The following is a 25,335-nucleotide window of genomic DNA, read 5'->3' as shown; positions in this document are numbered from 1 at the left end:
GAAAAAAGCGTACCGGATCATCTTTTCCGGTACGCTTTTCTCTCTTTTGGTCGCTATATCGTCTGCTGTCAGCAGCAGACACTCTTCCCGCCAAAGGCCGACAGATACTCCGCCAGCGCAACTGCTTCCTGCTCCACTTCGTCATAAAAGCGGGCAATATGGAAGCCATCTGCCGCTCCATGGTGAATTTCAAAGGAGAGGGGCATCCTCATGCGGCCGCCGTCCAACTCCGCTTTTCCCCAGCTGATCATGGGCGCCAGAAACAGGCCGTCCCCGCAGAGGTTAATATCCAAGGCAGAATACTTGAGCCACGGCAGGCAGGAGACGCAGAATGTATTCTCCGGCATCCCCGGCACACGGTAGCCTCGGTACTCCTTGCCCGCCGCGATATCTTCCTGGCACCCGCGGTAGAACGCTTCAAAGTCCGGCTCCCATCGGGACCAGATGCAGGTAAAGGTCTCGTCCTCTTCGTGAAAGACCAAGTGGGAGGGGAGGACCTCATCCCACTGCACCAGCTTTTCCTCCTCAGGCAGATAGGCCAGCTTGAATTCGCCGTGCCGGTTGATCACCTTGCAGATCACATATAAAAAGGCGATATAAAAGCTTCTGCCGCAGGTTTTTGCCGCAGCCCGAAGCTGGGTGACGTCCACGTCCTTTGTGATGGACACAAAGCACTTCGCCTGTTTGGTAAAATGGAGATAGTGCTCCTTGCGGGGCCAGGTCTCCAGATCGATCTCTTGATAACCCATGGTCAATTCTCCTTTAGAAAAATACTGTATTGGGGCTCTGCCTGCCCGTCCCGCTCCTTGGGGAAGACCTCCACAAAAGTCTTATAAAAGTCGTATAACTCTCCATCTTCCCGGGCACACAGCAAAAACCTGCTGATAACAGCTCCCGTCCGGTACGACTTCTGGATATGGGCAAGCTGCTGCAGGTTATTTTTGTAGGGCTGGGTATGTTCTTCTCTCATCAGGCATGCGGCATAGGTGCCGCCGCAATTCTGCCACAAAATCTGCTCGGGCGGGAACTGGTCCAGCTGCTCTGTCGGCACCGTCAGTCCCCGGTGCTCCTGCTGCAAACAACAGGAGTGCTGTACCCGGGAATAGAGATACGGATTTCCGATGTACTGGCGCAGCTTGTCCTGCTCAATCAGGTCAAAGGAGACGATACATTCCGTATCAATATCCTCAATGGCGTAAGGCCGCGTTCTTAACCGCTCCACCTCGTCAATGGCCGCCAGATGGCAGCGTAGTTTTTCCATCCGTAGCCGCACCTGCTCCTGCAATGCCACCAGTTCGCCCATTTTCTCCTCCAGCAACTCCCTGTGCTGACCGGGCGTTGTTTGTTCCATGTCCCGAATCTGCTTGAGGGGGAGCCCCAGGCTCTTATAAAACACAGCATCGGAAATGGCCATCAGGTCGGATACGGAATAGGTCCGGTACTGATTCTCCTTATTTTTGTCCGGCGCTAAAATCCCACATTCTTCCCAATACCGCAGCGTGGATGGGGCCAGATCAAAAAAGCGGGCAATCTCTCCAATTTGAAACGTTTTTTCCATAACATCACCTATCTCAGTGGTTGTTATCGTATCATATGTCCTCTTGACCTTCAAGGGCCTTGAAGGTTTACAATGACATCCGGAGGGATTGGAATGGAAAAAACCTTGATATTTTCTTCTGCAAGTGAGGTCCGGTTTCGCGCGGTTCTGCGTTTTATCGTCCCAACCTACCTGACTTCCTTGTTCAATACATTATATACCATTGTGGACGGCATTTTTGTCTCCTCCTATGTTGGCACCAACGCGCTGGCTGCCATCAACATCGTATACCCCATTGTTAATGTGCTGTACGGCATCGCCCTGATCTTTGCCACCGGCGGCAGTGCGGTGGCCGCTCTGCTCATCGGCTCCAGGAGAGAGGAGGAGGCCAACCGTGCCTTTTCTGTCAGTCTTATTTGTTCTCTTCTTCTGGGATGCGGGATCTCCCTGCTTTTTGGACTGAATCTGTCTCCTGTGCTGGACTGGCTGGGGGCTACCCCCGCCACCATGGCAGACTGTCAAACCTACGCGATCTGGTGGTTGATGGGCGCTCCGCTGGTCATCGGCAAGGAATTGTTCACCTATTTCATTCGGGTGGACGGAGCGCCTACATACAGCTTTCTGACCGCGCTGGCCGGCGGGATCTGCAACATTGTGCTGGACTATCTGCTGGTGGCCCGGCTGAACATGGGCATCCAGGGTGCTGCCGCAGCCACTATTCTTGGACTGCTTCTTTCCTTCTGCATGGGCATATTCTATTTTGCCGCGCGGAAAAAAATCTTTCGTTTTACTACCCGCGGTCTGACGGCCTCTCTGTCCTGCCGCTGTATGGTCAATGGCGTCTCAGAATGTGTCAATCAGCTGGCCATTGCCATTACCACAGTGGTATTTAACCGCACCGCCATGGTCTTCGCCGGAGAGGACGGCATTGCGGCGGTCTCCATCATCATGTATCTGCAATTTTTGGTCATCGGCATCTACTTTGGGTTCTCCATGGGTATCGCACCGCCCCTTGGCTACGCCTACGGTGACGGACAGCGGGATGTCTGCCGGGTTTTGGAGTCCTATGCCCGGCGCTTCTTTACGGTTGCTCCCTTTGTTTTATATGCCATGACCTATTTTCTGGCTCCGCTGGGGGTGAGCTTCTTTGCCCAGCCGCAAAGCAGTGTCTACACTCTGGCTGTCTCCGGGATGCGGCTGTACGGACTTGGCTTTCTCTTCTCGGGCATCAGCATCTTCTGCGCCATCCGCTTTATGGCCTATGGAAAGGGACACCTGTCCGGCATCATCACCTTCCTGCGCTCCTTTGCCCTGCTGCTTCTGTTTTTGACGTTGCTCCCCAAGCTGCTGGAACTCAACGGCGTCTGGCTTGCGGTCCCCTTTGCCGAGGTTTTAACCCTATTGGTTGCCCTGGGCATCACATATTTCGACGAAAAGCGTGGAGAGGAATAAGTACCTTTCCGCATCATACGGCCCGCTGCAATCCGCAGCGGGTCTATTTTTGTATCTGTAAACTTGCTCCATGGGACCTTGCATAATTTTTTTGGCTGAAATTATTTAAGTTGCACAAACAATTTTAAATTACAATACAGCATTTGAAAAATTGCACTATAACCATACAACTTTATCGTATTTTTCTTAAGACTTGTTGAATTATGCAGCCCTCAGATGGTAAATTAAATACAACAGGCGCGATATGATGCCTAAAAACTGGATAAATGATACAAATTGAAAAGGAGCGAATAGAATGAAAAAGCGGCTACTTAGTATGACTCTTGCAATGGCCATGACAGTTGGACTGCTTGCCGGCTGCAGCGGCGGAAACGGCGGCAGCTCCGGTTCCGGTAAGAGCTCCAGCTGGAAGGTCACCTGCCCCTGGGCCCCCTCCGGCGTGGCAGCCATGGTCAGCCAGAAGACGGCGGCGAAATCCACCCAGTATTCCGACAACATCACTCTGGTGGCCGAGGCCATTGCCGGCGACGCCGCCACCGTAAACACCTGGGTCATGGATACCAAGGCCAACGCCCCTGAGCTGGTCTTCGTGGGTGAGGGCCTGCTGTCCATCACCTCCATCATCGATCCCGCCAAGCTGCAGTTCACCCAGGACGATTTCGTCTTCGTGGAGAACCTGTATTCCTCCATCTTCGTTCTGTCCGCCGAGGCCAGCCTGAACATCAAGACCATCGCCGACCTGGAGGCCTATGTGGCTCAGGGTAATGAGATCAGCGTGGCCGTCAACGGCGCTGTGGGCTCCGAGGCCTTCCTGGCCGCCTCTCTGTTCGGCAAGATGGGCGCCGGCGACAAGCTGAAGCTGGTTGCCTACCAGTCCGCCGCCGAGGCCGCCCAGGCCGTGGCCAAGGGCGAGACCCAGTTCGCCGTCTCCCACCAGTCTCAGATCCTGGAGACCTATCAGCAGGGCGGCGTGAACATTGTGTGCGCCTTTGATGAGAAGGCCATCGAGAACGGCCCCTTCGCCGGCGTCGAGGGCGTAGGCGAGAAGGGTTATCCCTACTTCCGCAACCGCTGCTTCATCATGGCCCGTGCCGGTACCGATGAGGAAACCGTGGCCCAGCTCAAGGAGCTGTACGACAAGATCCTGGCCGACGAGGAAGTGGTCACCTGGCTGCAGGACACCATGCTGCTGGAAGTTGACACCATGAGCCAGGACGACGTGAACGCCCACGTGGAAAATGTAAAGAGCATCGTCAACGAGTACAAGGATCTCGTTGCCGGCTGATCCTGCCAATCCGTAACAATTCGGGGATGGGATGGGTAAAATCCCTCCCATCCCCTTTTTCTGTGATTTTGGTGTGTGAAGGAGGTTTCTGAATGAAATGGGTCAATGAATTTCACGCCCGCATGGACCGCTGGGGAGAGCGCCTGAGCAAAAAAGAGCTGCGTATCCCGGTGGACCTCACCGTGGGCGTGCTGTTTTTCCTGTTTGCCCTGGCCATCCTGTATGTCCTGCCGCAGCAGGTGGCCATCTCGGAAAAGGACACCGTCAACGGCCGGGCTTTCCCCACCTTGCTGATGGTGGTCATGATGATCTGCTGCGCCATGCTGGTGGCCAAGGAGATTTATAAGCTCATCACCAAGCAGCCTTTGAACTGGAAGGTCATCAACCTGCAGACCGAGCTGAAAGCTCTGGTCATTCTGGCCATTTTGGTGGTGACCTATCTGCTGTGCCGCTACACCGACCTGTTTGTGGTGGGCGCCATCTTCTGCTGCCTGGGCTTTTTGGTCTATTTCCGCTGTAAAAAGCCCTCGTACTATGTCATTACCCTGACCCTTGCGGTAGCCATCTGGGCGGCCTTCCGGTTCGTCCTGCATGTGGACTTTTAAACGAGAGGAGGCCATCTTATGCTGCAATATATCGTTCCGGCCACCGGCCTTCTCTTCACGCTGGAAAATATCCTGTGGATCAACATCGGCGTATTTGTGGGCTCGGTCTTTGCCGCTATCCCCGGTTTGAGCGTCATTTTGTGCGTCATCCTGTTCCTGCCGGTCACCTACACCATGACCGCCATCCCCGGCATGATGTTCCTGCTGGGCATCTACTGCGCCGGCGGCTACGGCGGCAGCGTGTCCGCCATCCTCATCAACACCCCCGGCACCCCCCACGCCGCGGCCACCATGCTGGACGGCCACCCGCTCTCCCGCCAGGGCCGCACCAAGGCGGCGCTAAAAATCGCCCTGTACGCCTCCACCTTCGGCGGCGTGTTCTCCGCCCTGATGCTGCTGTTCCTGGGGCCCCAGGTGGCCAAGATCGCCGCCCAGCTGGGCACCGCCGAGTACTTCATGGTCTGCGTCTTCGGTCTGACCATCATCGCCGGCGTGTCGGGCAAGAGCATCATCCGTGGTCTGGTCTCCGCCTGCCTGGGTCTTCTTATCTCCTGCGTGGGCACCGACCCCATGACCAGCTATGACCGCTTTACCTTCGGCATCCCCCGTCTGTACTTAGGCCTGGACCTGGCTGTGTGCCTCATCGGTCTGTTCGCCTTGGTGGAGATCCTGGCCAAGGCGGAAAAGAAGCTGGGTGAGTTGCGCCTGGATACCGCCAAGATGCACGACGACGGCAAGATCACCCGTCAGGAATTCAAGCGGATGATCCGCCCGGTGCTTATGTCCTCCCTCATCGGCGTGATGGTGGGCATCGTCCCCGGCACCGGCGCCTCCGAGGCCTCCTGGTTCAGCTATAACACCGCCAAGAACCTGTCCAAGCACCCCGAGGAGTTTGGAAAGGGCTCTGTGGAGGGCATTGCTGCCGCCGAGTCGGCCAACAACGCCGTCACCGGCGCCACCCTCATCCCCCTGCTCACCCTGGGCATTCCCGGCGACGGCACCGTGGCCATCATGCTCTCCGCCCTGATGATCAACGGCCTGAATCCTGGATTGTCCCTGTTCACCACCGACGGCGACATTATGTACGCCATTATGCTGGGCCTCATTCTGGTCAACATCTTCATGCTCATCCAGGGCAAGTTCCTCACCACTCTGTTTGCCAAGGTGGTCTCCATTCCCCAGGAAATCCTCACCCCCATCATCGTGATCTTCTGCTTTGCCGGAGCCTACTCCGTCAACGAGAACTACTTTGACGTGGCGGTGGCCCTGGTGTTCGGCGCTCTGGCCTGGGTGCTGCGCAAGCTGGACCTGCCTCCCGTGCCCATCCTGCTGGGCCTGGTGCTGGGCCGCATGACCGAGACCAACTTCCGCCGGGCGCTGCTCATCTCCAACGGCGACGCCAGCATCTTCCTCCAGAGCATTTACTGCAAGATTTTCCTGGCCCTCATCATCATCGCTGTGGCCGCCATCGTCCGCGGCAAGCTGAAGGAACAAAAGGCCGCCAAGATTGCCGCCGCGGCCCAGAAGGAGAACGACTGATATGGCATACAATATCATCTTTTACTTTACCGACCAGCAGCGCTGGGACACCTGCGGCTGCTTTGGCCAGTCTCTGAACATCACCCCCAACCTGGACCAGCTGGCCCGGGAGGGCGTGAAGTTTGACAACGCCTTTTCCCCCCAGCCGGTGTGCGGCCCCTGCCGCGCCCTGTTCCAGACGGGCAAATACCCCACCGAGACGGGCTGCTTCCGCAACAACATTATGTTGCCCTCCAATGTAAAGACCCTGGGCAGCTACATTGAGGAGGCGGGCTATGAGACCGCCTACATCGGCAAGTGGCATCTGGCCAGCGACGGCGAGCTGGAGAAAAAGCCCACCATTGACCACACCATCACCGCCATCCCCAAGGAGCTGCGGGGCGGCTACACCGGCTTCTGGCGGGCGGCCGACGTGCTTGAGTTCACCTCCCACGGCTACGACGGCTATGTCTTTGACGAGAACAACAACCGCATCGACTTCAAGGGCTACCGGGCCAACTGCATGACCGACCTGGCCCTGGAGTTCTTTGACCAGTACGACAAGCAGAAGCCCTTCTTCATGACCATCTCCCAAATTGAGCCCCATCACCAGAACGACCGTGGCCACTATGAGGGCCCCGAGGGCTCCAAGGAGAAGTACAAAAACTTCATTCTGCCCCACGACCTGGAGGTTTTGAAGGGCAATGCCGCCGAGGAGTACCCCGACTACCTGGGCCAGTGCGCCAGCCTGGACGAGAACCTGGGCCGGCTGGTGGAGCGTTTGAAGAAGGAAGGCCTGTACGACAACACGGTCATCATCTTTGCCTCTGACCACGGCTCCCACTTCCTCACCCGCAACCGGGACAGCCACCTCAACGGCTACGACGACTATAAGCGTACCTGCCACGACGGCGCCCTCCACGTACCCCTGGTCATCGCCGGCGGCCCCTACAAGGGCGGCGTGGCGGTGGAGGAGCTGGTCTCCACCGAGAGCCTGCCCAAGACCATTCTGGCCCTGGCGGGCGTGGATGTGGGCGAGGCCATGATTGGGGAGAATCTCCTTGACGTGGTGGAAAAAAGAACGGATAATAGACCTAATCAGGTGTTTGCCCAGATCTCCGAGAGCCGGGTGGGCCGCTGTGTCCGCACCCCGGACTATCTCTATTCCGTGTACGCCCCCGGCGTCAACGGCGGCGAGGCCGCCGCGTCGGACACCTACGCCGACGACTTCCTCTACGATCTGAAGGCCGACCCCTGGCAGCTGAACAACGTGGTGGCCGACCCGGCCTATGCTCAGGCCAAGGCAGACATGCGCGCTTGCCTGCTGGACTGGATCGAAAAGGCGGAGGGATACCGCCCCACCATCACGGACTGAGGAGTGGGTTTGTTTGGCGGGCTCCGGGAAAAAGACAGAAGAGGTCTACCGCTGGCTGATGGCCTACATCGACGAGAACAAGTTTTCCGGCAACCTGAGGCTGCCCTCGGAAAACGCACTGTGCCGCCGGTTGGACATGAGCCGTGAGACGGTGCGCGCCGCTCTGGATCGCATGGCCCAGGAGGGGCTGGTGCGGCGTGTCAAGGGCAGCGGCACCTACATCAACAAGGAGATCGCCCTGTCCCGGGAGCTGGGCATCGGCTCCGCCCCGCTGAAAATCGGCCTCATTCTCCAGGGCCAGGACACCAACGCCAACTCCGAGCTGCTGGAGGGCATCAAAAGCGTGCTGCCTGCCGACCAGGTGGACCTGCGGGTGTTCTTTACCGACAATAAGTTCTCCAATGAGCGCAGTTGTCTCCAGGCGGTGGTCCACCAGAATTTTCAGGGGTTCATCATCGACGGGGTGAAGGCCAGTCTGCTAAACCCCAACCTGGACTGCTATAAGGAGATCTATCGGCGGCATATCCCGGTCATCTTCTACAACAACTACTACAAAAATCTCCGCTGCCCCCGGGTCATTGTCAACGACACGGAGTGCGCCGACCGGCTCATCGGCCTGCTCATTGAGCGGGGCCACCGGCACATCGCAGGCATCTTTGTCTACGACAACTACCAGAGCATTGAGAAGTTTCAAGGTACCGCCGCCGCCATGCAGAAGCGGGGGGTGGAGTTCCAGGACGACTACATCAAGTGGTGCGTCTCCAACGAGGCCCACGACCAGCGCTTTGCTCGCTTCATCGACCGTTTCTTGAAGGGGCTGCCCAAGTACACTGCCATTGTGTGCTGCAACTACATGATTTACCGCCTGGTGCGCCGGGTGCTGGAGGAGCAGGGCAAGCGGGTGCCGGAGGACTGCTCTCTGGTGTGCTTTGACTACTCCGGGCCGGACTGGGAGGCAGAGGGGATCACCTGCTCCGTCCACCAGGGCAGGCAGATGGGCCGCCTGGTGGCCACCCAGCTGATGACCATGATCGAGCGCCGGGACTGCGACGACAAAAACTACACCTACGTTATGAAGCCCAAAATTTATGAGGGCACCTCTATCCGAACCTTGTAAAAAAGCTCTGAGCGGCCCCACAGGAACCGCTCAGAGCTTTTGCTTATCGCAGGGCTGCCGCCGCCTGGCGCAGGCGGGGCAGGGCATAGTCGAAAAATTGCTGGAAGGCGGGGCAGTAGTAGTTCTCCCCCTGGGGACCAAAGACCGTCCAGTCCCGGGGACAGCCGCCCCGGCAGATGGCCAGGTAGGGGCACTGGGCACAGCCCTCCGGGCGGGTGCGGCCCCGCGCCAAAAATTCCTGGCTCCGGGGGCTGTTCATAGCCTGCGTCACTCCGGTCTCATTGATATTTCCTAAGTACCACTCATCCAGCACAAAGAAGTCACAGGGGTACAGGCTGCCGTCTCCCTCCACCACCAGGTAGCTGCCGCAGGCCCCTGACGCCGCGCAGGTGCTGGGCGGCATCCCGGCCAGAATACGCAGATAGTCGTCAAAAAGGCGGATGCTTACATAGCGTCCTGCCTGCCAGTCCCGGTACCAGCAGTCAAACAGGCCGCACAAAAAGTGTCCGTAGCGCTGAGGGGAGAGTGAGTAGGGCATGCTGCCCCGGGGAGCCTCCAGAGGGTCCAGGCAGGGGATAAACTGAAGGGGATGATTGCCCAATTTGTTCAAAGACTGGTACACCTTTTGAGGGCTGCGGGCCATGGGCCCAGTGACCACACAGAGAAGGTTTGTCTCCACCCCCGCCTTGTCCAGTTCATGTAAGGCCGCCACCGCCCGGTTCCAGGTACCCTTGCCCTGGGGGTCCACCCGCAGAGCGTCGTGAAGGTCCCGGGCGCCGTCCAATGAGAGACCCACCAGGAAACGATTGGCCCGGAAAAACTCCGCCCACTCCGCCGTGACCGCCATGCCGTTGGTCTGGATGGAGTGGTTCACGGTAACGCCGGAGGGGATGAGCTCCCCCTCCATGGCCACAAAATCCCGGAAGAAGTCCAGCCCCGCCAGGGTGGGCTCGCCTCCCTGGAAGGTGATCTGAATGACGTCCCCAGACTCAGCCGCCTGGGCGGCGGCACGCAGCAGGTGCTCTGCCGTCTCATGGGACATGATGCCCATGCTCTGGGTCTCCCGACACTGGGCCACATCCTCATAAAAGCAGTAGCGGCAGCGCAGGCCGCACAGGCTGGAGGCCGGTTTCACTAAAAAGGTAAGCTGTTTCATGGTCTCCCCTCCCTGAGGCTTTTGCTTAGTATACCAGATTCACAGGGTTCAGCCAATGGTTTGCAGCACCAGTCCCACCAGCAGGTTGCCCACGCCGCACAGCACCATCACCAGGATGGGGTTCCATTTCAGCCCCCGCAGAGCGGCAAAGGCGGCGGCAAACAGCACAAGGCCAACCCAGTTGACATTGACAATGGCCATTTCTGCGCCGCCAAAGACCACCTGGAGCAGGATGGACAGACCCGCCGAGGCGATGAGAGCCACCACTGCTGGGCGCAGGCTGGCCAGTACGCTCTGGAGAATAGACAAATTTTTATACCGATAGTAGATAAAAGCCAGCAGCGAGACGATAAACAGGGACGGAAAGATGCACCCCAGGGTAGCCACCAGCGCTCCGGGCAGCCCTGCAATGCGGATGCCCACAAAGGTGGCCGAGTTGACGGCAATAGGGCCGGGGGTCATTTCCGCAATGGTGACCAGGTCGGTAAACTCGTTCATAGTGAGCCAACCGTGAAGCTGAACGGTTTGGGCCTGAATGAGGGGCATGGCGGCATAGCCGCCTCCCACAGAGAACAGGCCGATCTGGAGGAAGCTCCAGAAGAGCTGCAAGTAAATCACTGGAGTTCCCCTCCCTTCTTCCGCTGGAGCATGGCAAGCACCACACCCAGCAGTCCGGCGGCCAGAATGATGTAGATCACGTTGACGCCGTAGACAAAGGTGGCGATAAAGGCAGCTGCCATTACCACCATGTGGATGGAGGACTTGGTCTTCACCACGTTGGCTCCCAAGCCCCACACCACGTCCAGAATGACGGCCGCCACGCCCGCCTGCATTCCCTTTAAAACCAGCGCCACATAGGGATTGGCGGCAAAGGCGGCGTAAAAGAGGGAAATCACCGACAAAATGGTGATGGGGGGCAGCACGGTGCCGATGACCGCCGTGACCATGCCCAGAAATCCTCCCACCCGCCAGCCAACCAGGATGGCTGCGTTGACGGCGATCGCTCCCGGGGAAGACTGGGCCAGAGCGGTGAGATCCAGCATCTCCTGCTCATCGATCCAGCCCAGCTCATCCACAAATTTCCGCTTCATAAAGGTAATGATGACAAAGCCTCCCCCAAAGGTGAAGGCACTGATATACAGCATACTGAAAAACAGCTTTAATAAGGTCCCTTTTTTGTCCTCCCGCGCCATAGCATCCCGCTCCTTTCCCCTCCATTATATCTGCCCGGGATGAATGAGTAAAATGCTATCTTTTTATCAGATCCATAATGAAATCAGCATGAAAAGAGGTCCAGGCCATGACGCTCCGCCATATGAAAATTTTTCTGGCCGTCTATCAGACTCAGCACATCACCAAGGCCGCCCAACAGCTGCGCATGACCCAGCCCGCCGTCACCCGGGCCATCCAGGAGATCGAGTCGTACTACGGCATCCGTCTCTTTGAGCGCATCAACCGCAAGCTCTACATCACCCAGACCGGTACCATGTTTTACACTTATGCGGTCCACATTGTGGATTCCTTTGACCAGATGGAGAAGGGCCTGCGGGACTGGGACCAGCTGGGGCTTCTCCGGGTTGGGACCACCATCGCCCTGGGTACCGACCTGCTGCCCCGGGTGCTGATGCGCTTTCAGCAGTCCCACCCCAACCTGCAGATCCGCTCCGTGGTGTCCAACGGCGCGGCCCTTCAGCAAGCTCTGCTGGACAACGAATTGGACTTTGCCGTGATGGAGGGAAGCGTAGGGCAGGAGGAGCTGGCCCGACGGGCCATCGCCCCCGACCGGCTGGTACTCATTCTGCCGCCGGACGATCCCAGAGCCGGTCAGGAACGGCTGGAGCTCAAGGATCTGGCCCAGGATTCTTTGCTGCTCCGGGACAAGGGGAGCGTAGGACGGGCCTTTGTGGAACGGGTCTTTGCCATGCATGAACTGCCCTTGGTGCCCACCATGGAGAGCGTGAGTACCCAGGCCATCATCCAGGCGGTACATCTGGGGCTGGGTATCTCCTTTCTGCCGGAGCGTCTGGTAAGCGGTGCTGTCCAGTCCGGCTTGGTGGCAACCAAGGAGCTGTGTGACGAAACCTTTGAGCGGGAAAACTACATTGTCTGGCACCGGCACAAGTTTTTGACCTCCTCCGCCCAGGAACTGATGGACTGCTTTGATCAGATGAGTGGGGAGCTTCCGATAGCCACTGGATCTACTACATCATTATGGAAGCCACCAACAGCCACGATTGCACCGCCGCTTTCAGCGGCAAGTCCTGAAAATAACATTTATTGTTAAAACTTTACATGATGAAAAATAAGAACAGGGCTTTGCACACACCTAACTGTGCAAAGCCCTGTTTTACTGTTTGAATCTCTCAGTATTTCGTCTCCGGGGTAATGCTTTTGCAGTCTGCCCCCAGATAAGATGCAATCTCGTTGCGCACCTCCATAAGTTCCGGCACCAGCGCATTGATACGCTCATCGGTCATCCGGCTGATAGGTGCGGAAATGGATAGGGCGTGGCTGACATTTCCTTGCCAGTCCGGAATCGCCGCCGCCACACAGCGCACCCCCAGCTCGTTCTCCTCGTTGTCCAGGGCATAGCCCTGGCAGCGGATCTCATGGATCTCCCGGAGAAAAGCCTCCTGCCGCACAATGGTATGGGCCGTATAGCTCTCATGCTCTGTTCCCTTCCAGTAATCCACCACCTTGCTGTCCGACTGAAACGCCAGAATGGCCTTTCCCATCCCGGTACAGTACATGGGGCGGCGCATACCGATCCGGGAGACCATGCGGATGGCGCCGTGGATGCTCTCTACCTTATAAATATAGACCACTTCATTGCCGTCCCACTCCACCAGGTGGACCGTCTCTCCCGTGCGGCGGCTCAGCCGCTCCATAGGCTCCCTGGCCAGCTCCACCACATCCAGATTCTGCTGCACATAGTCGCTTAGCTCACAGATACGCATTCCTGCTCGGTACACCCCGTCGCCCATTTTGCGCACATAGCCCCGCTCTGCCATAGCCGTTAGCATACGGTGGACGGTGCTTTTATGCAGGCCGGTGAGCTCTGTGATCTGGTGAATCGCCATACCTCCAGGGCTCTTGCACAGCAGTTCCAGCAGTGTAAACGCCCGGTCCAGAGACTGAACGCCCCCTTTTTCCATGCCAGGTTCCTCCCTTGTTTTATAATATGAAACTATGTCCCAATTTTAACTGTTTCCCACAGTTTGGGCAAGTGATTTTTTGCACAATCGCCATCTTGTTTTTTATTTGGCATGGCTTATAATTAAAGTGCAAATTACGGAACACCGTTTCATATTATGAAATATAGGGGGAAATGTTTATGACCGAACTGCAGAAGCGCTTTTTCTCCATTGGCATCATTCCTGTCATTGCCATTGACGACGCTGAGAAAGCGGTACCTCTGGCCCGTGCTCTGGTAAAGGGCGGCCTGCCTGCTGCCGAGGTTACCTTCCGCACCGCTGCCGCCGAGGAAGCTATCCGCCGCATTGTTGCCGAAGTGCCCGACATGCTGGTGGGCGCCGGCACCGTGCTCACTAAGGAGCAGGCCGACCGTGCCATTGCCGCCGGCTCTCAGTTTATCGTCAGCCCCGGCTTCAACCCCGAGATCACCCGCTATGTTCTGGACAAGGGTGTGGTCATGATGCCCGGCACCGCCACTCCTGGTGAGATGGAGCAGGCCATGAGCATGGGTCTGGATGTGGTGAAGTTCTTCCCCGCTGAGCAGAACGGCGGCGTGGCCAAGCTGAAGGCTCTGGCCGGCCCCTACACCAACCTGCGCTGGATGCCCACCGGCGGCGTGAACACCAAGAACATGATGGACTACCTGGGCTTTGACCGCATCATCGCCTGCGGCGGCACCTGGATGGTAAAGAAGGATCTCATTGAGGGCGAGCAGTGGGATGAGATCACCCGCATCTGCAAAGAGGCCGTCAAGACCATGCTGGGCTTCTCTCTGGCCCATGTGGGCATCAACTGCGCCGACGAGGCTCAGGCCGAGCAGACCGCCAAGACCCTGTGCGCCCTGTTTGACCTGGAGTACAAGCCCGGCAATTCCTCCATCTTTGCCGGCTCCGCCGTGGAGTGCAACAAGGCTCCCGGCCGCGGCGCCAACGGCCACATCGCCATCGGCACCAACAACGTGGACCGGGCCGTCTACCACCTGGGTCTGCGAGGTGTGACCTTTGATGAGTCCAGCCGCAAGACCGACGCCAAGGGCAGCACCAAGGCCATCTACCTCAAGGACGAGCTGGCCGGCTTTGCCGTACACCTGGTAAAGAAATAATGCCGCCGCAACAGAACCATTCTATTTGATTTTGTGATAAGGAGTAGAGCACGATGAAAGTTGTTACCTTCGGCGAGCTGATGATCCGGCTCCAGCCCTATAACTATGAGCGTTTTGTCCAGGCCGATCACCTGGAGTTCACCTTCGGCGGCGGCGAGGCCAACGTGGCCGTCTCCCTGGCCAACTACGGTCTGGATGCCGCCTATGTCACCAAGCTGCCCGCCCACGCCATTGGCCAGGCGGCCGTCAACTCCCTGCGCCGCTACGGCGTAGACACCTCCATGATCGTCCGCGGCGGCGACCGTGTGGGCATTTACTTCAACGAGAAGGGCGCCTCCCAGCGCGGCAGCGTGTGCATCTATGACCGCGCCCACTCCGCCATCCAGGAGTCCCAGCCCAGTGACTTTGACTGGGACAAGATCTTTGAGGGCGTGGACTGGTTCCACTTCACCGGCATCACTCCCGCGCTGGGTCCCAACCTGGTGGAGACCTGCAAGCAGGCCTGTAAGGCCGCCAAGGAGCGTGGCGTGAAGATCTCCTGCGACCTCAACTACCGCGGCAAGCTGTGGACCCGGGATCAGGCCCGTGAGGCCATGACCGAGCTGTGCCAGTACGTGGACGTGTGCATCTCCAACGAGGAGGACGCCAAGGACGTGTTTGGCATCGAGGCCGAGTCCACCGACATCTACGCCGGTGAGATCAACCACGAGGGCTATAAGTCTGTGGCCAAGCAGCTGGCCGACAAGTTCGGCTTTGAAAAGGTGGCCATCACCCTGCGTGAGTCCCACTCCGCCTCCGACAATGGCTGGAGCGCCATGCTGTACGATGTGGCTTCCGACGAGTACTGCTTCTCCAAGAAGTACGAGCTGCGCATCATCGACCGCGTGGGCGGCGGCGACAGCTTCGGCGGCGGCCTCATTTACGCGCTTCTCAATGGCAAGTCCACCCAGGAGGCCGTGGAGTTTGCCGTGGCCGCTTCCGCGCTGAAGCACACCATCGAGGGCGACTACAACATGGTCACCGTCTCCGAGGTGGAGAAGCTGGCCGGCGGCGACGGTTCCGGCCGTATCCAACGCTGATTTTGATTGTTTGACTTTCTCCTTCATTCCTTTTTATCCTTGCCTTGGGGCTGGGCGTAAAACGCCCGGCCCCAAGGCCATTTTTTATGAATCTTCCGGAGGTACCTATGGAACACAGCAATCCTTTGCTTCGACACAGTGACAGTCCCTGCAAATTCATTACCATCGGTGAGATCATGCTCCGCCTGACCCCGCCCAACTATGAGAAGATCCGGGCGTCCACCGGCTTTGAAGCCAGCTACGGCGGCAGCGAGGCCAACATCGCCCTCTCTCTGGCCAACCTTGGCGTGGACTCCACCTTTTTCAGCGTGGTGCCCAACAACAGCCTGGGCAAAAGCGCAGTGCGCATGCTGCGCAGCAACGACGTCCACTGCACCCCTATGATTCTCTCTACTCCGGAGGAGACCCCCACCCACCGGCTGGGCACCTACTACCTGGAGACGGGCTACGGCATCCGCTCCAGTAAGGTCACCTATGACCGCAAGCACAGCGCTATCACAGAATACGATTTCTCCCAGGTAGATCTGGACGCACTGCTGGAGGGCTTTGACTGGCTCCATCTCAGCGGCATCACCCCCGCACTCAGCCCCTCCTGTGCCCAGCTCGTCCTAGACTGCCTCAAGGTCGCCCGGAACAAAGGCATGACGATCAGCTTTGACGGCAACTTCCGCTCCGCCCTGTGGAGCTGGGAGGAGGCCCGGGACTTCTGCACCCAGTGTCTGCCCTATGTGGATGTCCTGCTGGGCATTGAGCCCTACCACCTGTGGCGGGACGAAAAGGACCACAGTAAGGGGGACTGGAAGGACGGAGTCCCACTACACCCCAGCTACGAGGAACAGGACATGATCTTCCAGGCCTTTGTGGCGCGCTATCCCAACCTCAAGTGTATCGCCCGCCATGTACGCTATGCCCACAGCGGCAGCGAAAACAGTCTGAAGGCCTTCATGTGGCTGGATGGCCACACCTTTGAAAGCCGCCTGTTTACCTTCACCATTCTGGACCGGGTGGGGGGCGGCGACGCCTTTGCCAGCGGACTGATCTATGCCATGATGCACCATTATTCCCCCATGGATACCCTGAATTTCGCTGTGGCCAGCAGCGCCATCAAGCACACCATCCACGGCGACGGCAACATCACCGACGATGTGGACACCATTCGCAACCTGATGAATATGAACTACGACATCAAGCGGTAAGAAAAACTGCGCGGAGAAAACATCGGCTTCTCTCCGCGCAGTCTGCTTTTTGGGTCAAAAATTTGGACCCGTCTTCTTTCCGAGACGGGTCCACAGTGTTATGAGAGGGAAATCACAGGGTAACGCCATCTTTGAAGATGGCAATCTCCCGGAACCCATACTCCTCGCTTTTGGATTGCTTGCCGGATGCAACCTGCAGCACCAGATCAAACAGGCGCTGGGCCGCATCGGGAATGGGCTCACCGTCGGCCACCGGGCCGGCGTCGAAGTCGATCCAGCCCGACTTCTTGGCGGCCAGCTGGCTGTTGCTGGCGATCTTGATGGTGGGGGCGGGGGCACCGAAGGGGGTGCCGCGGCCGGTGGTAAAGAGCACAATGTGCGCCCCGGCGGCGGTCATGGCAGTGGCCGAGACCAGGTCGTTGCCCGGACCATAGAGCATGTTCAGGCCGTGGGCCGTCACCGCTTCACCATAGCCAATCACGTCAGAGATGGGGGCGGTGCCTCCCTTTTGGACACAGCCGCAGGACTTGTCCTCCAGGGTGGTGATGCCGCCCTGCTTGTTGCCGGGGGAGGGGTTCTCGTACACCGTCTCATGGTGGCTCAGGAAGTAATCCTTGAAGCTGTTGAGCATGTGGGCCGCTTTATCAAAGGCCTCGCGGCTGACGCAGCGGCTCAGCAGCATGCCCTCCGCGCCGAACATCTCCGGCACCTCGGTGAGCACCGTGCTGCCGCCCCGGGCGATCATCATATCGCTGAAGGCACCCACAGTGGGGTTGGCAGTGACGCCGGACAGGCCGTCGGAGCCGCCGCACTTCATGCCGATGACCAGGTCGCTGACGGGAATGGGCTCCCGGTGGAACTGGCCGGCGTAGGCGGCGCACTGCTCCAGCAGCTGACGCCCAGCGGCAAACTCGTCCTCCACCTCCTGACAGGTGAGGAACTTCACCCGGTCGGAATCATAGGGGCCAAGCTCCTCCACAAACTGGTCGTGCTGGAGGTTCTCGCAGCCCAGGCTCAGCACCAGGACGGCGCCGGCGTTGGGGTGGCGGGCCAAGGCGGCCAGCAGCTTGCGGGTCTGGGCATGATCGGCGCCAGTCTGGCTGACCCATAGGGGTGGGGGAAGGCATACAGGCCATCAATGCTGCCGCTTACCAGGTCCTGGTTGTCGGCCACCAGCTTCTTGGCCACATCGTTGACGCAGCCCACAGTGGGGATGATCCAGATCTCATTGCGGACCGCGGCCCGGCCGTCCTTGCGGCGGTAGCCCTGGAAGGTCTCGGCAGGGACCGGGGTGACCTCCGGCACGGCAGGCTGGTAGGTGTACTCCTCCTCGCCGGAGAGATTGGTGCGCATGTTGTGGGTGTGGACCCACATGCCGGTCTCCACCCCGGCCGTGGCGTGACCAATGGGATAGCCGTACTTCACTACGGCATCTCCCTCCACGATGGGTGAGAGGGCCAGCTTATGTCCCTGGGGGATATCCTCCAGGGCGGTTACTGTCACGCCGTCCACAGTCAGGGTCTCGCCCTTGCTGACCGGGTGCAGCGCCACCGCCACATTATCCCGTGGGGTAATTCGGATCAGCTTTGTCATGTCCGTCTCCTCTCACAGGCAGGAGGCGTAAGCAGCTTCGGCGCCCTGGGTACGGATGAGCTTCAGGTCATTCACAACAGCCTGCTCCAGGCCGGCGATCTGGGTCAGGTCCTGATCCCACATCTGCTGATTGGTCAGCACGGCATGGACCAGATCCTCTGCGCTGTCATCCTTGTGATCCCAGTAGAACTCCAGAGCCCACCGGTCATCGGAGATGGTGTAGGTGTTGCCCTTGGGACGGCGGCAGACCAGCCCCTTGTCGGTCAGCTCCTGTACGTCGTTGGAATAGAAAGCAATGTAAGCAGCCAGGCTCATGGTCAAGCAGACAGGCAGCTCTCCCTTCTCCTGGATGTATTCCAGGAAGCTGGGCATGTTGCGTGCCTTCCACTTGGAGGTGGAGTTGAGGGAGATGCTCATGAGCTCGTGGTCCACAAAGGGGTTGTTGAAGCGGTCCTCCACAGCAGAGGCAAAGTTCTCCAGATCCTGCTTGTCCAGGGGCAGGGTGGGGATGACCTCCTCGTGGAGCATCTTGTTCATAAATCCCTTGACGTTCTCATTGTGCATGCAGTCCCGGACGATATCAAATCCAGCCAGATAAGCGCCCAGCACAAAGCCGGTGTGGGCACCGTTGAGGATACGGACCTTGCGCTTTTTATAAGGAGTAACATCGGGCACCACAATGCAGTTGAGACCGGCCTTCCGGAAGGGCAGCTGATCGGCCAGCCACTCGGGGCCTTCGATGTTCCAAACGCCAAAGACCTCGCCCACGTCGATGAGCTCATCGTGATAGCCGTTTTCCTCTTCCAGGCGCTTTGCCTCCTCAGGATCCTTCACACGGCCGGGGACAATGCGGTCTACCAGAGTGGAGCAGAAGGTGCACTGGCCGCACCAGTCGGCAAACTCCTTCTCCAGATCCCACTGCTGAATATACTGGCCCACACACTTCTCCAGCTCCTTGCCGTTGTTGTCAATGAGCTCGCAGGAGAGGATGACCAGCGGCTTCTTGCCCGCCTGCCAGCGCTTGTAGAGCACCTGAGTCAGCTTGGCGGGGAAGGAGGCGGGAGGACAGTCGCCCTTCTGGCAGGCGGGATCGTACACGATGCCGGCCTCGGTGGTGTTGGAGACGATGTACTCCAGATCATCGGAGACGGCTACTTCCATCATGGCATCGTAGTCGGCCTTCTCATAGGGATTCAGGCAGCGGCTGACGGAGGAGATGACGCGCTTGCGGTCCACCTTCTCACCGTTTTCCCGGCCGCGGAGGTACAGGGTGTAAAGCCCCTCCTGCTCGTTAATCAGCTTGGCCAGGCCGGGAGCGATGGGCTGCACCAGAACGGCCTTGCCGTTCCAGCCCACTTTCTCATTGGACATATCAAACCAGTAGTCCACAAAGGCGCGCAGGAAGTTGCCCTCGCCGAACTGGAGGATCTTCTCGGGCGCCTTCTCCAGGATATAGCCCTGGTAGCCGGACTTTTTCAGCACTTCATAGTTAAGCTTTTCCATAATCGATTCACCTCAAACGATGTACACAGCCGGGCATGGCGGACAGCCCGCCACGCCCGGAACAGGTTAATCAGTTACCGCCCAGCAGAGACAGAATGCCGGTGGAGAACACAGGGACATAAGTAATCAGCAGCAGGTTGATCACCAGCAGAATATAGAAAGGAACCGCTTCCTTAATGAACTTGCCGGTCTTACATCCGGTAATGCCGCAGGTAACAAACATCAGGGTGCCCATGGGGGGAGACAGCGCGCCGATGGCGTTGTTGAAGATGTAGGTCATGGCAAACTGGATCTCATTGATGCCGTAGGCCTGAGCAATGGGGTGCAGCAGGGGAACCAGAATGATCATGGAGGCGTTGCCCTCGATGAACATGCCAACAATGAGCAGGAAGATGTTTACAATCAGCAGGAAGACATACTTATTGTCGATGGTTGCCACGATCCACTCGGTGAGCTGCTGGGGAATACGCTCCTTGGTCAGCACCCAGGAGAACACACCGGCGGCGGCCACGATCAGCATGATGGAAGAGGTGGTGCACACGGTCTCCTTAAAGCCTTGAACCATATCCTTCCAGTGCATCTCCCGGTACACCACACCCAGCAGCATAGCATATACGATAGCCACGGCGCCGGCCTCGGTGGCGGTGAACACACCGATACGAATGCCGCCGATGATAATAACCGGGAGCAGCAGGGGCAGAATGGCAGGCTTCAGGGCCCGGACAAACTCGCCGCCGGAGACGCGGGTGGTACGCATGGGGGCGTAGCCGCGCTTCTTGGACACAAAGCGAACCAGGATCATCATGGACACGCACAGCAGCAGGCCCACGCCGATACCTGAAATAAACAGATCGCCGATGGACACGTTGGCAATGCAGCCATACAGAATCATGGAGATTCCCGGGGGAATCAGGGGAGTAATCATGGCCGAGGCAGCAGTAACGACAGAAGAGAACTCCTTGGAGAAGCCCTTCTTCTCCATCTCGGGAACCAGCATCTTGGCTTCCATGGCCGCATCCGCCAGGTTGGAGCCGGACAGGCCGCCCATCAGAGTGGACAGCAGCACGTTCACCTGCGCCAGACCGCCATACATACGGCCGGTCAGGACCTCACAAAAGCCCATGATTCGAGCGGTAACGCCGGTATAGTTCATCATAATACCGGCACAGACAAAGAAGGGGATGGCCAGCAGGGAGATACTCTCCACACCGGTAATGGCCTGCTGGGCAAAGACGATAGGGTTCACGCCGGGGTTAAAGACGAAGTAAACGGCAGCGCCGCCCAAGACCGAGATAAACACGGGGACCTTTAAAAACAGCAGGAGCAGCATAACCACAGCAGCGGCAATCAAAATGCTATTCATAGGTCAAGGGCCTCCTTTGCCTCAGATTTTACGCCCTTGATCAAGGCATAGAAGTAGCTGATTACCATCAGCACATAGGACACCGGGGCAATGCCATAGATAAGCGCATAGGGGATCTTCAGCATGGGGGTGGCACGGCCGCTCTTCAGAAACACGTTGATATAGCCCAGACTCTGGTAGAACAGATAGCCTACCACAGCCAGTACCACCACAGAGATGAACACAGTGACCGCCTTCTGCATCTTTTTGGGCATCAGGTCTACAATCATCTCAATGGCCACCTGATTGCCCGCCCGGAAGGCAGCGCCGGCTGCGGCAAACACGATCCAGACCATGCAGGCCAGCTGGACTTCCTCCAGCCAGGTAAAGGGGGCGCCCAGAATATAACGGAAGGGAACGCCTGCAAAGGTGAGTATAATCAAAATTGCAAGCACGATAGACGCGACAATGGTATCCAAGCTGCAAAGCACGTTCTTCAGCTTGTTACCTGGATTCATAAAGTTTCCTCCTTCTTTATGATGCCGGCAGCGGGTATGGCTGTTCCCGCCGCCGGCACGTCATTTCTTTTTGCTCAGTATGAAAAGGTTACTTGCCCATAGCCTCGCAGACCGTCTCATACAGGCCGTCAGACCAACCGAAGGTATCGCCCATCTCATAGAAAGCCTGAGCCTTCTCACGGAAGCCATCCAGCACTTCCTCAGTAGGCTCCACCACGTTGACGCCCTCGTCCTTCATCAGCTGCAGGTACTCAGCCTCCTGCTCATCCAGCACGTCGTTGTTGTAGAAGCCAGCCTCTTCACCGGTCTCAATCAGCCACTGCTGCTGCTGCTCGGTCAGGCTGTTGAACCAGTCGGCGGAACAAACCCAAGTGGTGAAGTTCAGCACGTGACCATCCAGGATCAGGTTCTTAGCTACCTCGTGCAGCTTGCGGCCGTACAGAGTAGCCAGAGGGTTCTCAGCGCCGTCAATGGCCTTGGTCTGCAGAGCGGAGTACACATCGCCCAGGTCCATACCAGTGGAGGTGGCGCCCAGCACGTCAAAGCCGTAGGACTGGATCTGGTTGTTGGGCACACGGATCTTCATGCCGGCCAGGTCATCCACCGTCTCCACAGGATCAACCGTGAGGGTGTGGCGAGCGCCGTACTTCCAGTTAGAAGAAATGATCTTCAGGCCCTTCTCCTCCAGCTGAGCGCACTGGTCAGCATACCAGTCGGACTCAATCAGAGTCCAGCACTGATCCCAATCGTCAAACAGGAAGGGACCAAACACAATACCAAAATCAGGCACACCGTAGTCGGCATAGAAAGCGCCGTCAGCCAGCGTACACACAGGCTCGCCCAGCAGCATGGAGTCGATCAGCTCGTTTTTGCTGCCCAGCTGGCTGTCAGGGTAGGGGGTAATGGTCATGGTGCCTCCGGAGGCCTCCTCCAGCAGCTCAGCCCACTTCTCAATACCCTGACCGATGGGCTCGGAGATGGAGTTCTCAAAGCCGATCTGCAGTTCGATCACATCGCCATTGTTTCCGGAGGCAGCATTGCCGCCGTCAGAACTGTTGTCGCCGCCGCAGGCAGTCAGACTCATTACCATAGCTCCGCCCAGCATTGCAGCCGCCACTCTCTTTTTCCATGTAAATTTCATCTCAGTTTTCCTCTCTTCCTTAAATTGATGATGTAATATGTTACTTCCCCGATCCATCAGGTGAAGTCAATGACAACCTTCAGCATCTTTCCGGCATTCTGAGAAAACTCCTCAAACGCTTTGGGCGCATCCTTCATCTTGTATGTATTGGTGACGATCTTCTCCAAATCTACACCACCGGCCTTGACCAGGTCAATCAGCTCCAGGAAATCCTTCTTCATGGCGTTGCGGGAACCAAAGACGTTCAATTCCTTCTTCTGGATGATGGTGAAGAAGAAGTCGTCGATATTGCGCTTGGATACACCGATCAGAACCACGCGGCCACCGAAGCACACCGCATCAATGCAGTTCTGGAAGGTGTTGGGCAGGCCCACCGCCTCGATAGTCACATCAAAGCCATCGCCGCCGGTCAGCTCGCTGACTCCCTTCTCAAAGGCCTCAGGGGAGCTGTTGAGCAGCTTGTGGTTCAGGCCAAAGGTCTCGTAAGCGTAGTTCAGCTTATCCTCGGCTACGTCACAAATCGTTACCTCGGCGCCCTTGGCCTTAGCGGCTACAGCAGCCAGAACACCGATGGTGCCCGCGCCCACTACCAGCACCCGCTCGCCCTTTTGCACATTGGCCCGGGACACGCCGTGGTAGCTGATGCAGAAAGGCTCGATGAGAGCCAAAGTCTTGGCAGGCAGGCCCTTGCCGTCATAGATCCGCTCAATGGGCATGGTGATATATTCCGCAAAGCCACCCTCACGCTGAACGCCCATGGTCTGGTTATCGGTGCAGGCATTCACCAGGCCCCGGCGGCAGGAATAACAAGTGCCGCAATTGAAGTAGGGGTTGCAGGTCACGATCATGCCGGGCTTCAGACCGCGGTCATTGTCATCGATCTCCACAATTTCGGCTGCCAGTTCATGGCCCGGAATACGGGGATAGGATACGTAAGCGTTCGCCCCGCGATAAGAACCCAGGTCACTGCCGCAGATACCGCCGTAGAGCATTTTCAGCAGTGCCTCGCCAGGCTTGCGGACCGGTTTCTCGATGTCCTGGATTTCCACCTTTCCCGGTTCCTGGATGCAAATTGCTTTCATTTCAAGTCCCTCCAAATCCAACTTGTTTTCCCCTATTTTTCTTACATATCACTTGTATCCAAGTAGTATACAAGATTGATTGCGCTTTGATTCTATGCCCGTTGTTTTGATTTGTCAATTATTCTTTTTAAATGAAGCCGATTTTTGTCATTGTTAATAATTTCATCTAGTTTAATATAGTTAATATCACAACAGCCGAGTTTTCATCAACTCTCCCTCAGGTCCTTCCAGGAAAACCTTTGGAATTTCTCTTGAAAAACAAGGAGAATTTCATTATCATTAAATCAATATCGATATGTATAGAAGGAGCTTCTCCATGTCCTCTAAACAAGGTTCTTCCATGCAAAACCAAGCCTACCAGTTTATCCGGCAGAAAATTGCTCTTTGTGAATTTGCCCCTAACCAAATGATCAGCGAGTCTCAGCTTCAAGAGGAACTGGGCTTTTCACGCACCCCGGTGCGTGAGGCAATCGGCCGTTTGGCTCAGGAGGGGCTTTTGAAGGTATTTCCTAAACGTGGAATTATGGTCTCCGGCATCTCCATCGGTGACATCCATCAGATTTTTGAGGTACGTCTGCTGGTAGAGCCCTATGTCATACGCACATGTCACAGCGAACTGGACTTAGAGGAAATCTCCCGGTTTTCTCAAATCTTCCATGCCCATGTCTCCGGTGAGAATCAAGTATCCGACTTCTATGCTCTGGATGATGAGTTCCATTCTTATCTCATATCCGGTCTGAAAAATGACTACCTGCTGGACCTGTACGACCGCATCCGCACCCAAAACATTCGGCTGCGCATTATGAGCGGACAGTTTATCCAGTCCCGTATTGACCAGACCATGATGGAGCATGCACAGATCGCCGATGCTTGTCTGAAGAAAGATTGGGAACAGGCTGCCCTGGCTATGACAGAGCACCTGCGGTATTCCAAGGAGTCTTCCTTGGCCACCATTCTGCAAAACAGTACACCGGATATCTTTTGACCGTCTTGAAAGGCTGTGAGTTTATGTCCGCTCAAGTGGAGCATTCCTACTATAAACGGTACCGCGGCGCTGCCAGGCGTTTTGAACTGGCAGGCGGACTAATTGCCGCGGCAGGTCTGCTGATACGTTTAGCCGCGGGCAGCAGTATGAACACGGTTTGTTTGCTGCTTGTCATGATTGGACTTTGTGTCTTTGCTCTCGGCGCTGCAAGTCTGCGCCCTCACAACGCGGTAAAGTCCTTTGCCCGCGAATGTGTTCAGCAGCCCAGCGACGCCTTTGCTCAGGGTCTTCTGGATGCGCTGGAAGCAACGCCCAAGCTGGCTTTGGTAGCCAGTTCCATGGATCTTGTCAACCAGGCGGTAGAATTGTACTCCCAATTTGAAGACGCGGATCCAGAGCTGGCCAAGCGCCTGCAGCAGGCAGCGGAAAGCAGAATTATAAGAAAAAAATTCTGATTTTCAAAGATTCAACTAAAAATTTGGCCTTAAACCGAAAACGCCTGCCTTCCTCCGCCAAATGGCAGAGGAAGGCAGGCGTTTCTTGCGGTACACACC

Annotated in this window: 23 protein-coding genes and 1 pseudogene; 12 read left to right on the top strand and 12 right to left on the bottom strand. The window is 57.3% G+C overall.

Annotated elements, in window-relative coordinates:
- Positions 1-68: 68 nt before the first annotated feature.
- Both ACLTXB_RS00400 and ACLTXB_RS00395 read right to left on the bottom strand, forming a co-directional pair.
- Positions 69-749, bottom strand: a complete 681-nt coding sequence (locus ACLTXB_RS00400) for a CatA-like O-acetyltransferase (RefSeq protein WP_428225990.1) — start codon at positions 747-749, stop codon at positions 69-71.
- A gap of 2 nt (positions 750-751) precedes the next feature.
- Positions 752-1,558, bottom strand: coding sequence for a MerR family transcriptional regulator (locus ACLTXB_RS00395; protein ID WP_428225989.1), 807 nt, complete (start codon positions 1,556-1,558; stop codon positions 752-754).
- Positions 1,559-1,651: 93 nt separating this feature from the next.
- Here ACLTXB_RS00395 and ACLTXB_RS00390 point away from each other — a divergent pair, with 93 nt between their 5' ends.
- The 6 genes from ACLTXB_RS00390 (at position 1,652) to ACLTXB_RS00365 (ending at position 8,889) form a co-directional block, all read left to right on the top strand.
- Positions 1,652-2,989 carry an MATE family efflux transporter gene (locus ACLTXB_RS00390; protein ID WP_428225988.1) on the top strand — a complete coding sequence of 446 codons (1,338 nt, stop codon included), beginning with the start codon at positions 1,652-1,654 and terminating at the stop codon, positions 2,987-2,989.
- Between the two features lie 295 nt (positions 2,990-3,284).
- Positions 3,285-4,274: a tripartite tricarboxylate transporter substrate-binding protein gene (locus tag ACLTXB_RS00385; protein ID WP_110442308.1), complete on the top strand. Its 990-nt coding sequence runs from the start codon at positions 3,285-3,287 to the stop codon at positions 4,272-4,274.
- A 92-nt stretch (positions 4,275-4,366) separates the two neighbouring features.
- A complete protein-coding gene (locus ACLTXB_RS00380) occupies positions 4,367-4,879 on the top strand; it encodes a tripartite tricarboxylate transporter TctB family protein (protein ID WP_110442309.1) in 513 nt (170 codons plus the stop codon).
- Positions 4,880-4,897: 18 nt separating this feature from the next.
- Entirely contained in the window at positions 4,898-6,418 is a 1,521-nt protein-coding gene (locus ACLTXB_RS00375; protein ID WP_428225987.1) for a tripartite tricarboxylate transporter permease, read from the top strand.
- A 1-nt stretch (position 6,419) separates the two neighbouring features.
- Positions 6,420-7,772 (top strand): sulfatase-like hydrolase/transferase, encoded by a 1,353-nt coding sequence (locus ACLTXB_RS00370; protein ID WP_428225986.1) that lies wholly within the window; start codon positions 6,420-6,422, stop codon positions 7,770-7,772.
- Between the two features lie 13 nt (positions 7,773-7,785).
- Entirely contained in the window at positions 7,786-8,889 is a 1,104-nt protein-coding gene (locus tag ACLTXB_RS00365) for a GntR family transcriptional regulator (protein WP_428225985.1), read from the top strand.
- Between the two features lie 43 nt (positions 8,890-8,932).
- Here the strand turns inward: ACLTXB_RS00365 and ACLTXB_RS00360 are convergent, their stop codons facing one another.
- From ACLTXB_RS00360 to ACLTXB_RS00350, 3 genes are read right to left on the bottom strand one after another with little or no spacing between them, the layout of a single operon-like run.
- Entirely contained in the window at positions 8,933-10,045 is a 1,113-nt protein-coding gene (locus ACLTXB_RS00360) for an anaerobic sulfatase maturase (RefSeq protein ID WP_428225984.1), read from the bottom strand.
- Positions 10,046-10,093: 48 nt separating this feature from the next.
- Positions 10,094-10,663: a chromate transporter gene (locus ACLTXB_RS00355; RefSeq protein ID WP_428225983.1), complete on the bottom strand. Its 570-nt coding sequence runs from the start codon at positions 10,661-10,663 to the stop codon at positions 10,094-10,096.
- Complete coding sequence (locus ACLTXB_RS00350) at positions 10,660-11,238, bottom strand: chromate transporter (RefSeq protein ID WP_110442315.1); 579 nt, start codon at positions 11,236-11,238, stop codon at positions 10,660-10,662. The genes ACLTXB_RS00355 and ACLTXB_RS00350 overlap by 4 nt, the downstream gene beginning before the upstream one ends.
- A gap of 122 nt (positions 11,239-11,360) precedes the next feature.
- Between ACLTXB_RS00350 and ACLTXB_RS00345 the strand changes: the two genes are divergently transcribed.
- Entirely contained in the window at positions 11,361-12,329 is a 969-nt protein-coding gene (locus tag ACLTXB_RS00345; protein ID WP_428225982.1) for a LysR family transcriptional regulator, read from the top strand.
- A 79-nt stretch (positions 12,330-12,408) separates the two neighbouring features.
- On the opposite strand, the gene ACLTXB_RS00340 is transcribed toward ACLTXB_RS00345, so the two are convergent.
- Positions 12,409-13,200 (bottom strand): IclR family transcriptional regulator, encoded by a 792-nt coding sequence (locus ACLTXB_RS00340; RefSeq protein WP_428225981.1) that lies wholly within the window; start codon positions 13,198-13,200, stop codon positions 12,409-12,411.
- Positions 13,201-13,379: 179 nt separating this feature from the next.
- Here ACLTXB_RS00340 and eda point away from each other — a divergent pair, with 179 nt between their 5' ends.
- From eda to ACLTXB_RS00325, 3 genes are all read left to right on the top strand, one after another.
- On the top strand, positions 13,380-14,342 hold the full coding sequence (gene eda, locus ACLTXB_RS00335; protein ID WP_428225980.1) for a bifunctional 4-hydroxy-2-oxoglutarate aldolase/2-dehydro-3-deoxy-phosphogluconate aldolase: 963 nt from the start codon (positions 13,380-13,382) through the stop codon (positions 14,340-14,342).
- Positions 14,343-14,395: 53 nt separating this feature from the next.
- A complete protein-coding gene (locus ACLTXB_RS00330) occupies positions 14,396-15,421 on the top strand; it encodes a PfkB family carbohydrate kinase (RefSeq protein WP_428225979.1) in 1,026 nt (341 codons plus the stop codon).
- 107 nt (positions 15,422-15,528) lie between these two features.
- Positions 15,529-16,617, top strand: a complete 1,089-nt coding sequence (locus tag ACLTXB_RS00325; RefSeq protein WP_428225978.1) for a sugar kinase — start codon at positions 15,529-15,531, stop codon at positions 16,615-16,617.
- Positions 16,618-16,729: 112 nt separating this feature from the next.
- On the opposite strand, the pseudogene ACLTXB_RS00320 reads toward ACLTXB_RS00325, so the two are convergent.
- From ACLTXB_RS00320 to ACLTXB_RS00295, 6 genes and pseudogenes are all read right to left on the bottom strand, one after another.
- Positions 16,730-18,210 (bottom strand): annotated as a pseudogene (locus tag ACLTXB_RS00320) (UxaA family hydrolase).
- 12 nt (positions 18,211-18,222) lie between these two features.
- Positions 18,223-19,713 (bottom strand): tagaturonate reductase, encoded by a 1,491-nt coding sequence (locus tag ACLTXB_RS00315; RefSeq protein WP_428225977.1) that lies wholly within the window; start codon positions 19,711-19,713, stop codon positions 18,223-18,225.
- A 70-nt stretch (positions 19,714-19,783) separates the two neighbouring features.
- Entirely contained in the window at positions 19,784-21,076 is a 1,293-nt protein-coding gene (locus ACLTXB_RS00310) for a TRAP transporter large permease (protein ID WP_151075154.1), read from the bottom strand.
- Entirely contained in the window at positions 21,073-21,573 is a 501-nt protein-coding gene (locus tag ACLTXB_RS00305; RefSeq protein ID WP_428225976.1) for a TRAP transporter small permease, read from the bottom strand. Before ACLTXB_RS00305 ends, ACLTXB_RS00310 begins: the two co-directional genes overlap by 4 nt.
- Before the next feature lie 88 nt (positions 21,574-21,661).
- The gene (locus tag ACLTXB_RS00300) at positions 21,662-22,714 is read right to left on the bottom strand and encodes a C4-dicarboxylate TRAP transporter substrate-binding protein (RefSeq protein WP_110442325.1); all 1,053 of its coding nucleotides are present in this window, start codon (positions 22,712-22,714) and stop codon (positions 21,662-21,664) included.
- A 56-nt stretch (positions 22,715-22,770) separates the two neighbouring features.
- Positions 22,771-23,796: a zinc-binding alcohol dehydrogenase family protein gene (locus ACLTXB_RS00295; RefSeq protein WP_428225975.1), complete on the bottom strand. Its 1,026-nt coding sequence runs from the start codon at positions 23,794-23,796 to the stop codon at positions 22,771-22,773.
- A gap of 316 nt (positions 23,797-24,112) precedes the next feature.
- Here ACLTXB_RS00295 and ACLTXB_RS00290 point away from each other — a divergent pair, with 316 nt between their 5' ends.
- The gene (locus ACLTXB_RS00290; protein WP_428225974.1) at positions 24,113-24,781 is read left to right on the top strand and encodes a GntR family transcriptional regulator; all 669 of its coding nucleotides are present in this window, start codon (positions 24,113-24,115) and stop codon (positions 24,779-24,781) included.
- A 23-nt stretch (positions 24,782-24,804) separates the two neighbouring features.
- Positions 24,805-25,236 carry a hypothetical protein gene (locus ACLTXB_RS00285; protein WP_428225973.1) on the top strand — a complete coding sequence of 144 codons (432 nt, stop codon included), beginning with the start codon at positions 24,805-24,807 and terminating at the stop codon, positions 25,234-25,236.
- The last annotated feature ends 99 nt before the right edge of the window (positions 25,237-25,335 follow it).

The organism is Flintibacter sp. (genome assembly GCF_046973065.1).
Note: the sequence above shows the minus strand (reverse complement) of the source record. Positions and strands in the feature narration are given on the sequence as shown.

What these genes read in the sequence shown, in the direction of transcription:
- ACLTXB_RS00400 (WP_428225990.1), bottom strand. Translation starts at nt 749, where the DNA reads ATGGGTTATCAAGAGATCGATCTGGAGACCTGGCCCCGCAAGGAGCAC.
- ACLTXB_RS00395 (WP_428225989.1), bottom strand. Translation starts at nt 1,558, where the DNA reads ATGGAAAAAACGTTTCAAATTGGAGAGATTGCCCGCTTTTTTGATCTG.
- ACLTXB_RS00390 (WP_428225988.1), top strand. Translation starts at nt 1,652, where the DNA reads ATGGAAAAAACCTTGATATTTTCTTCTGCAAGTGAGGTCCGGTTTCGC.
- ACLTXB_RS00385 (WP_110442308.1), top strand. Translation starts at nt 3,285, where the DNA reads ATGAAAAAGCGGCTACTTAGTATGACTCTTGCAATGGCCATGACAGTT.
- ACLTXB_RS00380 (WP_110442309.1), top strand. Translation starts at nt 4,367, where the DNA reads ATGAAATGGGTCAATGAATTTCACGCCCGCATGGACCGCTGGGGAGAG.
- ACLTXB_RS00375 (WP_428225987.1), top strand. Translation starts at nt 4,898, where the DNA reads ATGCTGCAATATATCGTTCCGGCCACCGGCCTTCTCTTCACGCTGGAA.
- ACLTXB_RS00370 (WP_428225986.1), top strand. Translation starts at nt 6,420, where the DNA reads ATGGCATACAATATCATCTTTTACTTTACCGACCAGCAGCGCTGGGAC.
- ACLTXB_RS00360 (WP_428225984.1), bottom strand. Translation starts at nt 10,045, where the DNA reads ATGAAACAGCTTACCTTTTTAGTGAAACCGGCCTCCAGCCTGTGCGGC.
- ACLTXB_RS00350 (WP_110442315.1), bottom strand. Translation starts at nt 11,238, where the DNA reads ATGGCGCGGGAGGACAAAAAAGGGACCTTATTAAAGCTGTTTTTCAGT.
- ACLTXB_RS00345 (WP_428225982.1), top strand. Translation starts at nt 11,361, where the DNA reads ATGAAAATTTTTCTGGCCGTCTATCAGACTCAGCACATCACCAAGGCC.
- ACLTXB_RS00340 (WP_428225981.1), bottom strand. Translation starts at nt 13,200, where the DNA reads ATGGAAAAAGGGGGCGTTCAGTCTCTGGACCGGGCGTTTACACTGCTG.
- eda (WP_428225980.1), top strand. Translation starts at nt 13,380, where the DNA reads ATGACCGAACTGCAGAAGCGCTTTTTCTCCATTGGCATCATTCCTGTC.
- ACLTXB_RS00330 (WP_428225979.1), top strand. Translation starts at nt 14,396, where the DNA reads ATGAAAGTTGTTACCTTCGGCGAGCTGATGATCCGGCTCCAGCCCTAT.
- ACLTXB_RS00325 (WP_428225978.1), top strand. Translation starts at nt 15,529, where the DNA reads ATGGAACACAGCAATCCTTTGCTTCGACACAGTGACAGTCCCTGCAAA.
- ACLTXB_RS00315 (WP_428225977.1), bottom strand. Translation starts at nt 19,713, where the DNA reads ATGGAAAAGCTTAACTATGAAGTGCTGAAAAAGTCCGGCTACCAGGGC.
- ACLTXB_RS00310 (WP_151075154.1), bottom strand. Translation starts at nt 21,076, where the DNA reads ATGAATAGCATTTTGATTGCCGCTGCTGTGGTTATGCTGCTCCTGCTG.
- ACLTXB_RS00305 (WP_428225976.1), bottom strand. Translation starts at nt 21,573, where the DNA reads ATGAATCCAGGTAACAAGCTGAAGAACGTGCTTTGCAGCTTGGATACC.
- ACLTXB_RS00300 (WP_110442325.1), bottom strand. Translation starts at nt 22,714, where the DNA reads ATGAAATTTACATGGAAAAAGAGAGTGGCGGCTGCAATGCTGGGCGGA.
- ACLTXB_RS00295 (WP_428225975.1), bottom strand. Translation starts at nt 23,796, where the DNA reads ATGAAAGCAATTTGCATCCAGGAACCGGGAAAGGTGGAAATCCAGGAC.
- ACLTXB_RS00290 (WP_428225974.1), top strand. Translation starts at nt 24,113, where the DNA reads ATGTCCTCTAAACAAGGTTCTTCCATGCAAAACCAAGCCTACCAGTTT.
- ACLTXB_RS00285 (WP_428225973.1), top strand. Translation starts at nt 24,805, where the DNA reads ATGTCCGCTCAAGTGGAGCATTCCTACTATAAACGGTACCGCGGCGCT.